We start from the raw sequence: 17,139 nt of genomic DNA, 5'->3' as shown, positions 1-17,139 counted from the left end.
CACACCGCGCCACAAATTGTCAATTAAATCCTATTGTTCGGTGTCGTGCTCCGCAGGGACATCGCCAGTCACCACCACGTGTCTCGCCGCGATCGCCGATAAATAATTCCGCTTGGCTGCCGCGATCAGGGCCTCGATCTGCGCGGCGCTTCGCGCTTCCCGAATGACGAGGCTGGTGGCGACCTCGGGATGGGTTCGACGCTGCCTTGGGCGTCGCGCATGGTTCGAGAGGCGGAGCGTGGCGCGCTCGCCCTGGCTTGCGAAATAGAGGCTGTCGCCGCGTTCGTTCCGGGCGACGATGGCGAAGCCCTCGGCCTCCAGAAGCCGCGCGGCTAGAGCCAGAGCGGCCGATGGGGGCAGGGTGCTCATGGTCCCGCAGGCTCGATCGTGCCGAGGCTGCGCCGGCCAAGCGCTCGCGCCTTCAGCGCCAGCGCCGGCCGCTCGATCACGTACCAGGACAGGGCCGCCACCGGCAGCGTCAGCGCGAGAGCAGGAGCGAGCAGAGCGAGGCCGGACGGGTCAGGGCACAGGGCGTGCAGGCTCTGCTGGATCGGCCAGCCGTAGAGATAGATTCCGTAGGACAGGTCGGCCTTGGGATCGAACAGGCTGCGCGCCATCGGCCCGAGCGCCAGCCACACGGAGCCGTAGGCTTCGGCCAGGAACAGCAGGGTTGGGTAGGCCGGCGTCCGGGCGAGGACGACGGCTGACACAGTCAGGCAGGCGAGGGCGGCTGCCGAAACCCGCAGGCGGTCACGCCAGAGATACAGGCACGCCCCGGCCGAAAAGATCAGCGGCAGCCGCAACGCCGTCTCCAGCCCCTTTGGCAACTCGGTGCCACGCAAAGCTATGGCGGCCGTCAGGGCGACGGCGAGCCCTGCAACGATCAGGAGCGCCGGGATCCGCCGCCGAAGGAGGCCGCAGAGGGCGGCGACCATCACGCCGAGGTAGCAAAAAACCTCGTATTTCAGGGTCCAGATCGTGCCGAGCGGCGCCCGATACGGGTTGGCCTCGAAGACACCGGGCAGGGCGGCGTTGCTCTTGAAGGTCGTCAGGGTGCCGCGCACGAACGACCAGAGGCCGGGATCGCGCAGGTATTCGGCCAGCGGCAGGCGCGACATCGCGGGCCCGAGGAGCAGGGAAACCACCAGGGTCGCCGCGACGAAGCCGGGGAGGATCCGCAAGGTCCGGGCGAGGGCGTAGTCGCGGATCCCGCGCCGGTCGCAGCTCATGGTGACCAGGAAGCCGGAGACCGCGAAGAAGCCGTTCACCGCGTGCTCGCCCAGCGTGTAGCCGGTGAGCCGGGCCAGCGGCTCGTCGCCGGCGGCGCCGGTGGCGACGCTGAAGGCGTGCGAGACGACCACCGCCAGGGCCAAAGCCAGGCGCAGGCCGGTGAACCCGTTGCGGCCGCGCTCAAGGGCGGCGGCGATCGTGGGTCCGGCCATCAGCGCAGGCCTTCGCGCGCCAGGGCGTCCTGCCCGCGCAGGAAGGCGAGGGCGCCGGAAGCGGAGCCGCCGTAGCGCTCGAGACCCGACCGGCGCAGGACCAGGGCCGAGAGCGCGGCCTTCGGCAGGTTGGTCATGAGGTGGGACACGCTCGGATCCGGCAGGCCGTATTTGCGGCTGACATAGGCCCGCGACCAGGCCTGGTGCCAGCGCGACCGGAACACGCGCCCCGGCTCCGACGCCGAGGAACGGCCGCGTCCGTGCAGCGCCTCCGCAGCGTGGACATGGACGAGGGCGCGCCCGGCATCGGCGACCCGCCGGCACAGGTCGTCGTCCTCGTAGAACAGGAAGATGTTTTCGTCGAAGCCGCCGAGGTCGAGGAACAGGGCGCGCTCGATCATCAGGCAGGCCCCGGACAGGAACGGTGCGCAGGCATCGCCCCCGGGCAGCGACAGGCGGCCGCCCGGATTGGCGAGATACGGCGCGAGCAGCGAGCGTGCCTGGTAGAAGAAGCGCCCGTCCGGCTCGACCAGCCGCGGCGCGAAGAGGCCTGCATCCGGCCAGGCCCGGGCGGCGTCCAGCAGGGCGTCGACCGACCCGGGGCGCAGGACCACGTCCGGGTTGACGATCAGGACCCGATCCGCCGTCTCGGCCGCCGCCACACCGATGTTGTTGGCGCGGCCGTAGCCCTGGTTGCGGGCGTTGCGGATCACCCGCGCGCCCGCTGCCTCGGCGACCGCCACGGAGGCGTCGCGGCTCGCGTTATCGATCACGATCGCCGGGACGTGCTGGCCGGCCAGGGCCGCGAGGCAGGCCGGCAGCACGTCGGCGCTGTCATGAGAGACGACGACCGCGACGAGGCCGACCATCGCGGATCGGCCCGTCCGGACCTTACGCCTTCTTCTCCGGCAGGTTCAGGCGGATATGCAGCTCGCGCAGCTGCTTGGGCGTCGCCTCGGAGGGGGCGCCCATCATCAGGTCCTCGGCGCGCTGGTTCATCGGGAACAGCACCACCTCGCGGATGTTCGGCTCGTTGCACAGGAGCATGACGATGCGGTCGACTCCCGGGGCGATGCCACCGTGCGGCGGGGCGCCCATGCGCAGGGCGTTCAGCATGCCGCCGAACTTCTGCTCCAGCACCTCGCGGCCGTAGCCCGCGATGGCGAAGGCCTTCTCCATCACGTCGGGGCGATGGTTCCGGATCGCGCCGGAGGACAGCTCGATGCCGTTGCAGACGATGTCATACTGGAACGCCTTGATACCCAAGATTCTTTTTGTGACTTCGCCGTCCTGGCCCTCTGTGGCCAGGGCATCGAGGTCGAGTGCCAAAAAGTCCTCGCGGTCGATGTTCGGCATCGAGAACGGGTTGTGGGAGAAGTCGATCCGCTTCTCCTCCTCGCTCCACTCGTACATCGGGAAGTCGGTGATCCAGCAGAACGCGTACTGGTCCTTGTCGCACAGGCCCAGCTCGTCCCCGATGCGGATGCGGGCCTTGCCGGCGAGCGCCGCCGCCTTGGCCTCGGTCCCTGCCGAGAAGAACACCGCGTCGCCGGCCTTCGCGCCGGTCTTTTGGGCGATCAGGGCCTGGACCTCGGCCGGGATGAACTTGGCGATCGGCCCCTTGCCGGTGAGCTGGCCGCCGTCGTCCTCGAACACCACGTAGCCGAGCCCCGGCGCGCCCTCGGAGCGGGCCCAATCGTTGAGCTTGTCGAAGAACGAGCGCGACTGCGCGGCCGCCCCCGTCGCCGGGATCGCCCGGACCACGCCGCCGGACGCGATCACACCCTTGAACGCCTTGAACGCCACGTCGTCCCGGGCGAACTCGTCGGTGACGTCGGCGATGATGAGGGGATTGCGAAGATCCGGCTTGTCGACGCCGTATTTCAGCATCGAATCCGCGAAGGTGATGCGCGGGAAGTCCTTGGTGACGCGCTTGCCCTCGGCGAACTCTTCGAACACCCCGCGCAGGACCGGCTCCACCGCCTGGAACACGTCTTCCTGAGTGACGAAGCTCATCTCGATATCGAGCTGGTAGAACTCGCCGGGCGAGCGGTCGGCCCGGGCGTCCTCGTCGCGGAAGCAGGGGGCGATCTGGAAGTAGCGGTCGAAGCCGGCGATCATCGTCAGCTGCTTGAACTGCTGCGGCGCCTGCGGGAGGGCGTAGAACTTTCCGGGATGGACCCGGGACGGCACCAGGTAATCGCGCGCGCCTTCCGGCGAGGACGCGGTCAGGATCGGGGTCTGGAATTCAAAGAAACCGCCGTCGCGCATCCGGCGGCGGAGCGCGTCGATGATCGCCCCGCGCTTCATGATGTTGGCGTGGAGCTTGTCCCGGCGCAGGTCGAGGAAGCGGTAGCGCAGCCGCGTCTCCTCCGGATATTCCAGGTCGCCGAAGACCGGCAGCGGCAATTCACCCGCCGGGCCGAGCACTTCGAGGTCATCGATATAGACCTCGACCGCCCCGGTCGGCAGCTCGGCGTTCTCGGTGCCGGCGGGCCGGGTGCGCACGCGGCCGTCGATCCGCACCACCCATTCCGAGCGCGCGACCTCGGCCGCCTTAAAGGCTGGCGAGTCGGAATCGACCACGCACTGGGTCAGCCCGTAATGGTCCCGCAGGTCGATGAACAACACGCCGCCATGGTCGCGGATGCGGTGGCACCAGCCGGAGAGCCGGACGGTCTGTCCGACATCGGACGGGCGGAGCGCCCCGCAGGTGTGGGAACGGTAACGGTGCATGACGGGCTTCTTCTCTGGGAAGGCCGGCACCATTCACGCGAGGCCCCCCAAGTCAAGCATGGGCGGCCGGAATCCGGTGGCGGATCGGGCCGCGGATCTACTGGAACGGACGGCCAATCCCCATATGATGTCCATGAGCCACAACGCTTTTTCCGTTTCCCCGGGCCGTCCCGCCCGGCCCGTCGAAAGCCCGCCCAGCGCTTGGCGCACGCTACCCCTGGATGGCCGTTTCGATCTAGTCTACGAGGATGCCAACGGGGCCTGGAGCAACCGCTCCTTGGCGGCGCGCGAACTGAAGCTCGGGCCCGGCCGGACGCTTCTGGGCGGCATCGACGCCCGCCGGGGCGGCTATCGCGGCTTCCGGGTCGACCGGATCCGCCGTCTCACCGACGGAGCCACGGGCGAGCGCATCGAGGCCGGCATCCTCGACCGGCTGCTCGCGCGTGCCGAGGCCCAGCGCCGGGCAGACGCCCTACGCATCCGCCGCCAGACCCACGCACGCCGGCGCGCGACTCGACCAAGCGCCGCGGCGACGCAGACAATGTGAAACAACCATGTGAAACATGGGGACCTTCGCGCGGGCGGCTCCCCATGACGGCGGCGGTTGCGTATAGCCGGATTCATGGACCTGATCACGACCACCGCCGCGCTGCACGACATCTGCGCCCGCCTCGCCGAGCAACCCTTCGTGACCGTCGACACGGAGTTCATGCGCGAGACGACGTATTATCCGAAACTGTGCCTGATCCAGATCGCGGCGCCGGACGGCACCGGTGTCTTGGTCGATCCCCTGGCAGCCGGGATCGACCTGCAGCCGTTCATCGACCTGATGGCCGACGAGCGGACCGTGAAGGTGTTCCACTCGGCCCGCCAGGATCTCGAGATCATCTGGCTGATGGGTGGGATCCTGCCGCAGCCCTTCTTCGACACCCAGGTCGCCGCCATGGTTTGCGGCTACGGTGACTCCGTGTCGTACGAGCAGCTCGTCAACGACGTGGCCAAGGCCAAGATCGACAAGTCCTCGCGCTTCACCGACTGGTCGCGCCGTCCGCTCTCGGAGGCCCAGCTCAGCTACGCCCTGTCGGATGTCACGCATCTGGTGAAGGTCTACGAGGTCCTCGTCGCCGAGCTGCTGCGCACGGATCGCGGCGCCTGGCTCGACGAGGAGATGGCGGTGCTCACCTCGCCGGAGACCTACCGGGCCGATCCCGCGCAGGCCTGGCGGCGTCTGTCCGGCCGGATGCGCAAGCCCCGGGAGATCGCCGTGCTGATGGAGGTGGCCGCCTGGCGCGAGAGCGAGGCGCAGACCCGCAACGTCCCGCGCGGGCGGGTGCTGAAGGACGAGGCGGTGATCGACGTCGCCTCGGCGGCGCCGCGCAACGCAGAGGCTCTGGGCCGGCTGCGCACGATCCCCGCCGGGTTCGAGCGGTCGCGCACGGGCGCCGACATCCTGGCGGCGGTGGAGCGCGGCCTGACCCGGGACACCACCGATATCCGGATGCCCGAGCGGATGCGCCGGAGCGGTGGCAACGGCGCCATCGTGGAATTGCTGAAGGTGCTGCTCAAGGCGGTCTGCGAATCCGAGGCGGTCGCGCCCAAGATCATTGCCACGGTCGATGACCTCGAAGCGATCGCGGATGACGACACCGCCGAGGTCCCGGCGCTGCAGGGCTGGCGCCGGAGCCTGTTCGGCGACAAGGCGCTCGCCCTGAAGCAGGGACGCTTGGCACTCTCGGTGGAGAGCGGACGGATCGTCGTCCGTGACCTGGAGCCGACGCCGCCGGAGGATAGGCCGGCCGCCGTGCAATAGGAGCCTGCCCGAACCGGATGGATCCGGATCACGCGGTTCAATCCTTCTGGTTCCGTCGCAAGCGATGCGGCGCCGTCCATCGACGGCACATGTTCCGCCCAATGATCCCGTGCGGAATCCGATTTGCGCGCCGGTACGGTTACGAGGACGTGACACGTTCCGGCGGCAGGATTAAGTGGCAATGGTCTTTGCCACTTAATCCTGCCGCCGCGTCCCGCGTATGTTCGAGCCGAACGAGATCCTCACGACTCTGACCGGACGCGGCCTCGTCTCGGCCGAAGGCTGCGGAACCGTGCGGGTGCGCTACCGGGTCGTGGTCGAGCGCCGGGAGGGCGGGCTCCATGCCTACGGCGATCTCCACGGCAGCCATGCCGGCTTGCGGCCGATCTGGCTGGAACCGGATGCACAACTCCGGCTGAAGACCGGCCGCCGACTCGATATCTCTCTGACGGATCTGGTCGGCGACACCGCCGAATTCGAGAGTACGGGTGATATCGGAGCGCTGTGAGCGTTCCTCCGGCTTGGTACCGGCAGTCGCATCGCGGCCGGGCTTCTCGCCGGCTGCGCCTCCGGCGCAACGCAAGCCCCGCGGCGGCCAAGCCCGCTCAGTTTGAGAATACGGTCCCGGCCCGCTCTAAGCTCCAAAGCCCACCGGACCGGCTGTGCGATCCAGAACGATTCCATAATCACGGACACGCGAGAACGCTTCCAATCGCGCGTCTCCGGGGCTGTTCACGAGCCGTGCGGCGAGAGGGCGCACAAGACTTAACTGCAAAGAGCTCCGCTTTTCTGACTGCGCGCGCCGTTTCGCAGCGCAATCGAGCGGGCGCTGGGCTGGGCGGCCGATCCGCACAGCGGCGAAGCAACCCCCGCGGCATGATCATAATCAAACGACTTATCCGCGGCGACCGTGCAAGTCTTGCATGACAACAGTCACGGCCGCGTGAGCATTCGAGAAACAGCTCCTGCCACGTTTGTGCAGCGCAGCATTTTTTCTTTGCGACGCAATGACATTTTAGGCCGCTCTGTCACGCGAAAAGAAGCTTTCACCGTGTGGTCAGGACCCGAGAACTGCGAGTTGACGGCGCTCAAAAATCTCTTAAGGTCCGTTCAAGCTTCGGTTTCGAGGGGGCCGCCTCAGGGATGGCGGCTCCTGGCTACGGAATCTTTTGATCTCCTCAAGTCCGCGACGCCCGCTACCGAAGCGTCCATCCCTGTCGCAAACAGTCAGGTCGGGGTCCGAGCGACGCCACTCTCTCAGTGCGTCTGAACGACTCTTAAAGACTTGTCGGAGGAACCCATGAGAGCGGTACATCTCCTCGCGCTTGGCGCAGGTGTCGCGGTCGCCGCCGCGCCGGCACTGGCCAACGAAAGCGTTCTGAAGAGCATCGCCAACCCGGCGGAACAAGCGCTTCAGACGGTCGACTACGGCAACACTCGGTATTCGAAGCTCGATCAGATCACCTCGGCGAACGTGAAGAACCTCCAGGTCGCCTGGACCTTCTCGACCGGCGTGCTGCGCGGCCACGAGGGCTCGCCGCTCGTGATCGGCAACATGATGTACGTCCACACGCCGTTCCCGAACATCGTGTACGCCCTCGACCTCGACCACGAGGCGAAGATCGTCTGGAAGTACGAGCCGAAGCAGGATCCGTCCGTGATCCCGGTCATGTGCTGTGACACGGTCAACCGCGGCCTCGCCTATGCCGACGGCACCATCCTGCTGCACCAGGCCGACACCACCCTCGTGTCGCTCGACGCCAAGACCGGCAAGGTGAACTGGTCGGTCGTCAACGGCGACCCGAAGAAGGGCGAGACCAACACCGCCACGGTTCTGCCCGTGAAGGACAAGGTCATCGTCGGCATCTCCGGCGGCGAGTTCGGCGTGCAGTGCCACGTCACCGCCTACGACCTGAAGACCGGCAAGAAGGTGTGGCGCGGCTACTCGGTCGGCCCGGACGACCAGATGCTGGTCGACCCGGAGAAGACCACCTCGCTAGGCAAGCCGGTCGGCAAGGATTCTTCGCTGAAGACCTGGGAAGGCGATCAGTGGAAGACCGGCGGCGGCTGCACCTGGGGCTGGTTCTCGTACGATCCCAAGCTCGACCTGATGTATTACGGCTCGGGCAACCCCTCGACCTGGAACCCCAAGCAGCGTCCGGGCGACAACAAGTGGTCGATGACCATCTGGGCGCGTAACCCGGATACCGGCGTCGCCAAGTGGGTCTACCAGATGACCCCGCACGACGAGTGGGACTACGACGGCATCAACGAGATGATCCTCACGGATCAGAAGGTTGACGGCAAGGAGCAGCCGCTCCTGACCCACTTCGACCGTAACGGCTTCGGCTATACGCTGAACCGCGCCGACGGCTCCCTCCTCGTCGCCGAGAAGTTCGATCCGGCCGTCAACTGGGCGTCCAAGGTCGATATGGACAAGGGTTCGAAGAACTTCGGTCGGCCGCTGGTCGTGTCGAAGTTCTCGACCGAGCAGAACGGTGAGGACACCAACTCCAAGGGTATCTGCCCGGCGGCCCTCGGCACCAAGGATCAGCAGCCTGCTGCCTTCTCGCCGAAGACCAACCTGTTCTACGTGCCCACCAACCACGTCTGCATGGACTACGAGCCGTTCCGGGTGACCTACACCCCGGGCCAGCCCTACGTCGGTGCGACCCTCTCGATGTACCCGGCCCCGAACTCGCACGGCGGCATGGGTAACTTCATCGCCTGGGACGGCGTCAACGGTAAGATCAAGTGGTCCAATGCCGAGCAGTTCTCGGTGTGGTCCGGTGCTCTCGCCACCGCCGGTGACGTGGTGTTCTACGGAACCCTCGAAGGTTACCTGAAGGCCGTCGACGACAAGACCGGCAAGGAGCTGTTCAAGTTCAAGACGCCGTCGGGCATCATCGGCAACGTGATGACCTACCAGCTCAAGGGCAAGCAGTACGTGGGCGTCCTGTCGGGCGTCGGCGGCTGGGCCGGCATCGGCCTCGCGGCCGGCCTGACCGACCCGAACGCCGGTCTCGGCGCGGTGGGCGGCTACGCAGCCCTCTCGCAGTACACCAACCTCGGCGGTCAGCTGACCGTCTTCGCTCTGCCGAACTAATCGGCCGCAGGGTTTAGGTGTCGAAATGGTGCCGGCGCGGGTTTCCGCGCCGGCATCGTTATGATTAGAATTTGTCGTAAGAGGCTACGGCTCGATGCGAGACGAAGGGCCTCGCTCCAGGGAGACTACGCGTTGCACAACCTCAGCAACATCGTCACGCGGCCGTTCTTGGCCGCCCTCGCCCTAGCGACCGTGTCCGCGGTTGCCGTACATGCTGAGGATGCCAAGCCTGCCGATCCGGCGCTCGCCAATTCGCTCAACGCGAACGACAAGACCGCCGAGCAGGACCCCGCGCTGCTCAAGAAGAACGCTGCCGTTAAGGTCGAGGACGGCAAGTATGTCGATGCCGATGGCCACCCGACGTACCACATCACCGACGATGGCAAGAAGCTCGACTGGTACACCTACTCGGGTTACCGCCGCTATCATGCCGAGTGCCACGTCTGCCACGGTCCCGACGGCATGGGCTCGACCTATGCGCCGGCCCTGAAGGATTCGCTGAAGCACCTCTCGTACGAGGAGTTCATCGGCATCCTGGTGGGCGGCAAGCAGGACGTGAGCGCCTCCGAGCAGAAGGTCATGCCGGCGTTCGGCGATAACAAGAACGTCATGTGCTATTCGGACGACCTCTACACCTACCTCAAGGCACGCGCCGACGGCGCGGTCGGTCGCGTCCGTCCCTCCGAGCACGAGGACAAGCCCGAGACTGCCCGGAAGGCCGAGAAGGAGTGCATGGGCAGCTGATGGCGCCCTTGCTCCGGACGTTCGCCCTCTGCGCCCTGTCGATGACGGTGGCGCAGGGGGCTGCCGCGCAGCACCTGCCGGACACGGTGACCACCGATGTCCTGCGGGTCTGCGGCGATCCCGGCAACATGCCGTTCTCCGAGCGCAAGGATGACGGCTTCGAAAACAAGATCGCGGCGATCATCGCCGACGAGCTGAAGGTCAAGCTCCGCTATTACTGGCTGACCCAAGGGCCGGGCTTCGTGCGCAACACGCTCGGCACGGGCCTATGCGACCTGATCATCGGTCAGGCCTTCGGTAGCGACCTTGTCCAGACCACCAACCCCTATTACCGCTCGTCCTACACGCTGGTCACCCGCGCGGGTGAACTCGATGGCATCACCGCCCTCGACGACCCCCGGCTCAAGGGCAAGGCCATCGGGGTCATCGCCGGCACGCCGCCCGTGAACCGGATGGGCGATCTCGGCTTGGTCTCGACCATGAAGGCGTATGCGCCCTACCAACTCGACCCGTCGCGCAAGTTCCAGACGGTGGGCGCCGAGATCATCGGGGCGCTCGCCGCCAAGGCGATCGACGCGGCCGTGCTGTGGGGACCCGCCGCCGGCTGGCTCGCGAAGCAATCGGGGGCGCCGATGACGGTCGTTCCCCTGCTCAAGGAGCCGGCGCGTCCGCCGATGGCCTACCGGATCGCCATGGGCGTGCGGCTGGGCGAGAACGATTGGAAGCGGTCGCTCAATACGGTGCTGCGCAAGCGGAAGGCCGATATCGACACGGTGCTGCGCGACTACGACGTGCCCCTCCTCGACGACGAGGAGAACAAGCTCACCGAACCCAGCGAACGCTGAAGAAACGGGTTCCCAAAGGGCTCAGCCCTTTGGCGGGGTTCGGAGGCGGAGCCCCCGAGAGACCAGGGCTCCGCCCTGGACCCGCAAAAGGTCGAAGACCTTTTGAAACCAGGACTTTCTAGATCCGCTCGATGCCGGCTTGGTCGAGCTTCGCCAGGGCGTCGGCCACGCGCTCGCCGCCGATGACGAGGTCCGGTGCGATCTCGGCCAAGGGCACCAGCACGAAGGCGCGCTCCCGCACGTGGCGGTGCGGAAGCACCAGTCGCGCGTCGTCGACCATCGCGCCCTCGTAAGCCAGCACGTCGATATCGATCACCCGAGGACCCCAGCGCTCCTCGCGGATCCGCCCGAGCGTGTGCTCGACGGACAGGCACGCATCGAGCAGCCCGTGCGGATCAAGATCCGTATCCACGGCGACCGCGCCGTTGAGGAACCAGGGCTGGTCGGTCTTGCCCCAGGGCGGCGTGCGATAGTCCGCCGACCGGGCGACGAAGGTGATACCGGGCGTCGCGGCAAGCCCCGCGACCGCGCGGTCGAGCATCGCGGCCATGTCGCCGATATTGCTGCCGATCCCGAGATAGGCCCTCACGCGCGCTGTTCCCGCCGACGCGTGATCGCGACGCTGACCCCGTCGAGGATCGCCGGAACCGGCGCGCTCGGCTTGTCGATCCGCACCGTGATCGTTTCCACGGGCGCGAAGCGATCGAGGATGGTGGCGGCGATGGCCTCGGCCAGGGCCTCGATCAGGTTGAAGCGGCGCTCGGTGGCGATCTCGACGGCGATCTGGGTCAGGTCCGCGTAGCTCACCGTATGGGCGACATCGTCGGAGCGGCCGGCCGGCGCGAGATCGAGCCCCGCCTCCAGCGAGATGTAGAAGCGCTGGCCGAGCACGGCCTCCTCGGGCAGCAAACCGTGGCGCCCGAACACCGCGATGCGTGCGACTTCGATCCGGTCCAGCTGGCTGGTCATCGGGCCTCCAGCCGCATCACGGCGTCGACCACCCGCATGGCGTCGATATGGGCAGCGACATCATGCACCCGCACGATGTCGGCCCCCAGCGTCGCCGCCAGGGCGTGGGCGGCGAGCGACCCGTAGAGCCGGTCGGCGGGCCGGGTCTCGCGGTCGTGCAGGCGCCCAAGCAGCGACTTGCGCGAGACGCCGACCAGAACCGGAAAGCCGAGAGCCCGGATCTCGGGCAGGCGCCGCAGCGCCTCCAGATGCTGCGACCAGGTCTTGCCGAAGCCCACCCCCGGATCGAGCACGATGTCGCCCTCCGGGATGCCGGCGCGGCGGGCGATGTCGAGGGAGCGCTCGAAGAAGGCCCGCATGTCGGCGACGATGTCGAGTTCCGCGTCGATAGTCTCGCGGTTGTGCATGATCACCACCGGGGCGCCATGTGCGGCCGCGACCGCGGCGATGTCGGGCTCGCGCTGCAGGCCCCAGATATCGTTGACGATACGGGCCCCGGCTTCGAGGGCGAGGCGGGCCGTGGACGCCTTGTAGGTGTCGATCGAGATCGGCACGGAAAGCCGGGGCGCCAGAGCCCGGATCACCGGCAGGACGCGGGCCTGCTCGTCCTCGGCAGGCACCGGAACGTGGCCGGGCCGGGTCGATTCACCGCCGATATCGAGGATTGCGGCACCCTCGGCCACCAGCCGTTCAGCCCGCGACACGGCTTCGGCCTCGCCGGAGAACAGGCCGCCGTCCGAGAAGGAATCCGGCGTGACGTTCAGGATGCCCATCACCAGCGTGCGGGCCCCGAGGCCGGGCAGCAGGTCGGACAGGCTGGGGGAGGGGGGCACGGATCGGGTCCCGTTCGCGGGTGCGGTTCGGGACCCGGTGTGATCGAAACGACGGGCCAGCGCAACGCCGGCCGTCATCACCGAAGCATGCTGATTTCGGAAAACCGAATTCCACTGTTCCGCAGCATGCTTTGGGTCATCAGCCGCGATAGCAGCGGATCTCGGCTTCGGCCTGGGCGCGGCGCAGATCCGCGACCTTGTCGTCGAAGATCTTGGTGGACTTGAACTCGTTCGCGCGGTTGCCGATGCCCTGGCGCATGGACAGGACCGTGCTCGCCTGAACGTACTTGTCGTAGGGCAGGATCGCGGCGAGCTGGTCGAGCGAGCAGGAGCAGCGCTGCATGCTCTCGCGGGTCTGGCCGTTGGCCGCCATGCAGCCGAAGACGTAATCGACCCGCGCATCGGTGGGATAATCGTTATCCTCGGCTGCCCAGCCGGCCAAGCCCGACAGGGTGAGGGCGAGGGCGGCCAGCGCGCCGCGTTCAGCCAGCTTTCTGATCATAGCTCAGCTTCTCCTCGAGCAATTCGCCGCCCTCGGCGTTCTTCGACGACGCCTCGATGGAGACGATCTCGCCGGGTACCTCCGGGGCGGTGATGAAGGTGTAGATCATCTTGTCCAGGCCGCGCATGCGCTGTTCCATGGCGTCCTTGGCGAAGGGCTGGATCTCGACCCGCCAGCCATCGACCTCGCGCCCGCCCACCGAAACCTTGGTCGGCGTCACGGTCGCCGCCTCGCGCAGACCCTTGCGGATCGCGAGCTTCAGGTAGCGCGGATTGGCTTCCAGCACCTTCGCCAGCGACCGGAGGTGGTTCTCCAGGAAGAGCGAGACCACCGGGTTGCCGCTCATGTCCTCGAACGGACCGGCCGGTACGCGGTTCAGGCCGGAGAACATGGCCACGCGGATGTCGCGGGCCTCCGGGCTCTTCCCGGGCTCCAGCGTGAGCGTGACCGTATCCGACAGGGGCGGTCCGAACGGTCCCTTGGCGATGCCGGACCGGCGCAGATAATCGTAAGTGATCGTCGAGCCGGGGCCCGCGTTCTTCATGTGCGGCTGCTCGAACAGCAGGTCGGCCGCACTGGGCGGGGCCGCCGCATTGACCGAGGTGACCGCAGCCGCGGGCTTGGGCGCCTCTTCGGCGAGCGCCGGCATCGCGGCCAGCACCAGCGCGACGGCTGTCGTGGCGAGAAGCTTCACGAGTTGACGTCCTCCTTGAACGGCGACCGGACGTTGCTGCCGATCGTCCGGTACACATAATCCGGCGGGGTCTCGGCCGCCTCTTCGACGGCGAGCGCCCGCACCTTGGCGTGGAGCGGCGAGAGCGAGCACGCGGGGTCGGTCGCCGCGGCATCGCCGGCCAGCGCCAGGGCCTGGCAGCGGCAGCCGCCCCAATCCTTCTCGCGCCGATCACAGGAGCGACAGGGCTCCTGCATCCAGTCGGTGCCGCGATAGGCGGTGAAGGCCGGCGAATCCCGCCAGATCTCGCCGAGCGAATGCTCGGTGACGTGCCAGAACTCCAGCCCTGGAATCGTCTCGGCCGCGTGACAGGGCAGGACCTTGCCCTGGGGCGTGACGTTCATCAGCTTGCGGCCCCAGCCGCCGGCGCAGGCCTTCGGGTACTTCGCGTAATAGTCCGGCACGACGAGGTCGATGACGAGTTGGCCCTTGAGCCGCTCGCGCGCCGCCTCGACGATCCGGATCGAAGCATCGACCTGCGCCTTGTCGGGCATCAGGGCGGCGCGGTTGACGTAGGCCCAGCCGTAATACTGCGTGTGCGCCACTTCGAGGCGCTTGGCGCCCATCTTCACGGCCAGGTCGATGAAGCCCTCGACCTCGTGGATGTTGCCGCGGTGGATCACGGAATTCAGCGTCAGCGGCAGCCCGAGTTCGACCACCTTGGCGGCGAATTTGAATTTCTGCGGCTGCGCATTCTTCAAACCGCCGATCCGTTCGGCGTTCTGGGCGTCGACACCCTGGACCGAGAGCTGCACGTGGTCGAGCCCGACATCGTACAACGCCTGGAGCTTGCCCAGTGCACCGCCGACCCCGGAAGTGATCAGGTTCGAGTAGAGGCCGAGATCCGCGCAGGTCTTGGTGATCTCGACGATGTCGTTGCGTGCCGTCGGCTCGCCACCCGACAGGTGGACGTGGAGGACGCCGAGGCCCGACGCCTCCGTGAGGACGCGCTGCCACGTCGCCGTGTCGAGCTCGCCGGACCGGCGGTCGAGCTCCAGCGGGTTGGAGCAGTAGGGACAGCGCAGGGGGCAGCGATGGGTCAGCTCCGCGAGCAGACCCACCGGCGCCGGCACGTCCGGCCGGTTCGGCGTCAGTGCGTTCATCGCTCCAGGACCCGTTTCTCCGCCAGGCCGTCCAGCATCACGAGGATGTCGGCCTCGATGGCCCGCGGGTCGGCCGCATAGGTCCGGCCCAGCTCGTCGGCGATCGCCGCGACGGTGCGGTTGCCATCCACGAGCTTCAGCACCGCGACGGCGTTGTCGTCGAGATCGAAAGTCCGCTCGGGGGCGAGCAGGACGTGTTTGCCGCGGGTCTCGTCATGACGCAGCCGCACGCCGCGCGGCAGGCGCGGCCGGTCGTCCGCCACCATCTTGCGCACGCCGGCACCCGCCTGAGGGGCCGGCGCCTCAGCGACGAGGCCGGTCCCCGGTGTCCAGGCATCCGGCGGGATCATCCCGGGGGCGACATAGGCGAAGTACAGGGCGTCGAGCTGCGTCCAGAGCACGTTGCACTTGAAGGTCAGCGCGTCCATGGCCTGGCGCTGCAGCTCGGGCGTCGTCGCGTGCGTCTTCACATAGTCGAGGGCGAAGTCGGCGTCGCGCGGCGCCTGGGTCAAGCGCTTGTCGAAATAAGCGAGCGTGTCCTTCGTGATGAAGTCGTAGTTCTTCAGCATCCCGGCGACGCGCTCGGAAATGATGGTCGGCGAGAACATCTCGGTCAGCGACGACGCGATCGCCTCCAGCAGGCTCTTCTCGGCGACGAAATGGACATAGGCCTCCACGGAGAACTTCGTCGCCGACAGGATGCCCCGGGTCGAGAGCACGTAATCGCGATCGAAGCCGACGCCTTCGGCCAGTTTCAGCCAGCGCTCGATGCCGCCGTCGCCCGGATGGTCGCCGTCATGGTCGACGATGCGCTGACGCCAGATCCGCCGCAGGGACGCGTCGGTCATCCGTGCGAGCACGGCGGCGTCCTTCACCGGGATCATCGCCTGGTAATAGTATCGGTTGAGTGCCCAGGCCCGGACCTGGTCCTTCGAAAGCTTGCCGTCGTGCAGGAGCCGGTGGAACGGATGCAGGATGTGGTACCGGCGCGCGCCGATGTCGCGCAAAGCCGCCTCGAGCTCGTCCGGGCTCAGAAGGCGCTGGCTGTCGGCGGCGTCGGGGGTTGGCGAGGGGGTCGGGAAGACTGCGTTCATGGCGTTTCCGGGATCCGTTCTCGGGTCGCGTTTCCTGTACTCCGATCCCGCCCTCGTTGAGAGCCTCGTCCCGATAGCCGGAGACCGTCTTTCAGAACGCGGCCCCGGCGGGGCGAATGTCCGGGCTCGGAGTCGATATAGTGCCGGCGCGGTCTGCACCCAACGGCCGGTCGAACATGTCTCAGAGGGCCAGGCTCAGCCCGTCATGCGCCACGGTCCAGCCCGCCGCCTCGACATCGGCCCGTTCGGGCGAGCCCTCGACCAGGACCGGGTTGGTGTTGTTGATGTGGACGAAGACCCGACGCCCGATGGCGGTGCCGGCCAGCGCATCGATCGAACCGTTTTCGCCCCGCATCGGGACATGGCCCATGCGCCAACCGGTTTTGGTGCCGACACCGGCGCGGATCATGTCGTCGTCGTACAGGACGGTGCCGTCGAACAGCAGAGCGTCCACGCCGGCGATCCGGTCGCGCAGGCCGTTCGTCACCCGGGCGCAGCCGGGGATGTAGGCCAGGCGACGGCCATTCGCCTCGATCAGGGCGCCCACGGTGGTTTCGGTCTCGGCGCCGATCTCCATCGTCTCGTCTTCGAGCCAGAGCGGCACCTTGCCGGGCACAGCAAACAGCGTGACGGACAGGCCGGGCAGCGGTTCGAAACGCTGGTCCATGGCAACCGCCTGCCGGGCGACGACACCCTCGGCCATCACGTCGAACACCCGGTTGGAATTGACGGAATCGAGGATGCCGCGGGTCGCGTAGAGCGTGTAGGGCTGGCCCTCGCGCAGGGTCAGCAGACCCGCCACGTGGTCGACGTCCCCGTTGGTCAGGAGCACGGACCGGATCGGCGAGTGGCGCAGGCCCTCGCGGGGGTGCATCTGCGGATTGTCGAAGAACTGTTGCCGGATGTCCGGCGACGCGTTGATCAGCAGCCAGTCGGACCCGTCCGCCGAGACCGCGATGCTGGACTGGGTCCTCGGCCGCACACGGTCGGGCTCGGACCGCGCCAAGGTGCAGTTGGAGCAGCGGCAATTCCATTGCGGGAGGCCGCCGCCGGCCGCGGAGCCGAGGATCACGATGCGCATGGTGCGGCTCCCGCGATCCCCGGCCGCTGGAAACTTAGTTGCGAGACGCTCAGTTGAACGTGTCGATCTCGGCCGACTCGTAGCTCGTCACTTCCATGCCAACGCAGATTTCGGACACAACGGGGGCAGCCCACTTCATGG

The 17,139-nt window shown here is 67.4% G+C and carries 19 protein-coding genes; 6 read left to right on the top strand and 13 right to left on the bottom strand.

The genetic code is table 11. The annotated features are described in order from the left end of the window. Window positions 1–30 precede the first annotated feature (30 nt). The 4 genes from MKL20_RS17065 to aspS are packed head-to-tail and all read right to left on the bottom strand — an operon-like array spanning window position 31 to window position 4,178. Window positions 31–369, bottom strand: a complete 339-nt coding sequence (locus MKL20_RS17065) for a hypothetical protein (RefSeq protein ID WP_244037660.1) — start codon at window positions 367–369, stop codon at window positions 31–33. Continuing rightward, entirely contained in the window at window positions 366–1,442 is a 1,077-nt protein-coding gene (locus MKL20_RS17060) for an acyltransferase family protein (RefSeq protein WP_244037659.1), read from the bottom strand. The genes MKL20_RS17065 and MKL20_RS17060 overlap by 4 nt, the downstream gene beginning before the upstream one ends. After that, on the bottom strand, window positions 1,442–2,311 hold the full coding sequence (locus tag MKL20_RS17055; protein ID WP_244037658.1) for a glycosyltransferase family 2 protein: 870 nt from the start codon (window positions 2,309–2,311) through the stop codon (window positions 1,442–1,444). Before MKL20_RS17055 ends, MKL20_RS17060 begins: the two co-directional genes overlap by 1 nt. A gap of 22 nt (window positions 2,312–2,333) precedes the next feature. Continuing rightward, window positions 2,334–4,178, bottom strand: coding sequence for an aspartate--tRNA ligase (aspS, locus tag MKL20_RS17050; protein WP_244037657.1), 1,845 nt, complete (start codon window positions 4,176–4,178; stop codon window positions 2,334–2,336). 277 nt (window positions 4,179–4,455) lie between these two features. On the opposite strand from aspS, the gene MKL20_RS33265 reads away from it, so the two are divergent. The 6 genes from MKL20_RS33265 (at window position 4,456) to xoxJ (ending at window position 10,683) form a co-directional block, all read left to right on the top strand. Further along, a complete protein-coding gene (locus MKL20_RS33265) occupies window positions 4,456–4,725 on the top strand; it encodes a hypothetical protein (protein WP_409568161.1) in 270 nt (89 codons plus the stop codon). Between the two features lie 75 nt (window positions 4,726–4,800). Further along, window positions 4,801–5,988, top strand: coding sequence for a ribonuclease D (gene rnd / locus MKL20_RS17040; RefSeq protein WP_244037656.1), 1,188 nt, complete (start codon window positions 4,801–4,803; stop codon window positions 5,986–5,988). Window positions 5,989–6,208: 220 nt separating this feature from the next. Continuing rightward, a complete protein-coding gene (locus MKL20_RS17035) occupies window positions 6,209–6,496 on the top strand; it encodes a hypothetical protein (protein ID WP_244037655.1) in 288 nt (95 codons plus the stop codon). 792 nt (window positions 6,497–7,288) lie between these two features. Next, complete coding sequence (gene xoxF1 / locus MKL20_RS17030) at window positions 7,289–9,094, top strand: lanthanide-dependent methanol dehydrogenase XoxF1 (RefSeq protein ID WP_243970476.1); 1,806 nt, start codon at window positions 7,289–7,291, stop codon at window positions 9,092–9,094. A 132-nt stretch (window positions 9,095–9,226) separates the two neighbouring features. Continuing rightward, a complete protein-coding gene (locus MKL20_RS17025) occupies window positions 9,227–9,838 on the top strand; it encodes a c-type cytochrome, methanol metabolism-related (protein WP_279594806.1) in 612 nt (203 codons plus the stop codon). After that, window positions 9,838–10,683, top strand: coding sequence for a rare earth element methanol dehydrogenase accessory protein XoxJ (gene xoxJ, locus MKL20_RS17020; protein WP_244037654.1), 846 nt, complete (start codon window positions 9,838–9,840; stop codon window positions 10,681–10,683). Before MKL20_RS17025 ends, xoxJ begins: the two co-directional genes overlap by 1 nt. A 118-nt stretch (window positions 10,684–10,801) precedes the next feature. Here the strand turns inward: xoxJ and folK are convergent, their stop codons facing one another. From folK to pqqA, 9 genes are all read right to left on the bottom strand, one after another. After that, the gene (gene folK / locus MKL20_RS17015; protein ID WP_244037653.1) at window positions 10,802–11,272 is read right to left on the bottom strand and encodes a 2-amino-4-hydroxy-6-hydroxymethyldihydropteridine diphosphokinase; all 471 of its coding nucleotides are present in this window, start codon (window positions 11,270–11,272) and stop codon (window positions 10,802–10,804) included. Then, window positions 11,269–11,652, bottom strand: a complete 384-nt coding sequence (gene folB / locus MKL20_RS17010; protein ID WP_244037652.1) for a dihydroneopterin aldolase — start codon at window positions 11,650–11,652, stop codon at window positions 11,269–11,271. The genes folK and folB overlap by 4 nt, the downstream gene beginning before the upstream one ends. Next, on the bottom strand, window positions 11,649–12,485 hold the full coding sequence (folP, locus tag MKL20_RS17005; protein ID WP_244037651.1) for a dihydropteroate synthase: 837 nt from the start codon (window positions 12,483–12,485) through the stop codon (window positions 11,649–11,651). Before folP ends, folB begins: the two co-directional genes overlap by 4 nt. A 139-nt stretch (window positions 12,486–12,624) precedes the next feature. Next, window positions 12,625–12,987: a hypothetical protein gene (locus tag MKL20_RS17000; protein ID WP_244037650.1), complete on the bottom strand. Its 363-nt coding sequence runs from the start codon at window positions 12,985–12,987 to the stop codon at window positions 12,625–12,627. Then, window positions 12,968–13,636 (bottom strand): hypothetical protein, encoded by a 669-nt coding sequence (locus MKL20_RS16995; protein ID WP_279594816.1) that lies wholly within the window; start codon window positions 13,634–13,636, stop codon window positions 12,968–12,970. Before MKL20_RS16995 ends, MKL20_RS17000 begins: the two co-directional genes overlap by 20 nt. Before the next feature lie 41 nt (window positions 13,637–13,677). Continuing rightward, a complete protein-coding gene (gene pqqE, locus MKL20_RS16990) occupies window positions 13,678–14,823 on the bottom strand; it encodes a pyrroloquinoline quinone biosynthesis protein PqqE (RefSeq protein WP_244037648.1) in 1,146 nt (381 codons plus the stop codon). Beyond that, on the bottom strand, window positions 14,820–15,917 hold the full coding sequence (pqqC, locus tag MKL20_RS16985; RefSeq protein WP_244037647.1) for a pyrroloquinoline-quinone synthase PqqC: 1,098 nt from the start codon (window positions 15,915–15,917) through the stop codon (window positions 14,820–14,822). The genes pqqE and pqqC overlap by 4 nt, the downstream gene beginning before the upstream one ends. 181 nt (window positions 15,918–16,098) lie before the next feature. Then, window positions 16,099–16,998, bottom strand: coding sequence for a pyrroloquinoline quinone biosynthesis protein PqqB (gene pqqB, locus MKL20_RS16980; RefSeq protein ID WP_244037646.1), 900 nt, complete (start codon window positions 16,996–16,998; stop codon window positions 16,099–16,101). Window positions 16,999–17,047: 49 nt separating this feature from the next. Then, window positions 17,048–17,137 (bottom strand): pyrroloquinoline quinone precursor peptide PqqA, encoded by a 90-nt coding sequence (gene pqqA / locus MKL20_RS16975; protein WP_007564431.1) that lies wholly within the window; start codon window positions 17,135–17,137, stop codon window positions 17,048–17,050. Window positions 17,138–17,139 lie beyond the last annotated feature (2 nt).

This window comes from Methylobacterium sp. E-066 (assembly GCF_022829635.1).
GTDB lineage: Bacteria > Pseudomonadota > Alphaproteobacteria > Rhizobiales > Beijerinckiaceae > Methylobacterium.
The sequence above is the reverse complement of the archived record's forward strand: the minus strand, read 5'-3'. Positions and strand labels throughout refer to the sequence as shown.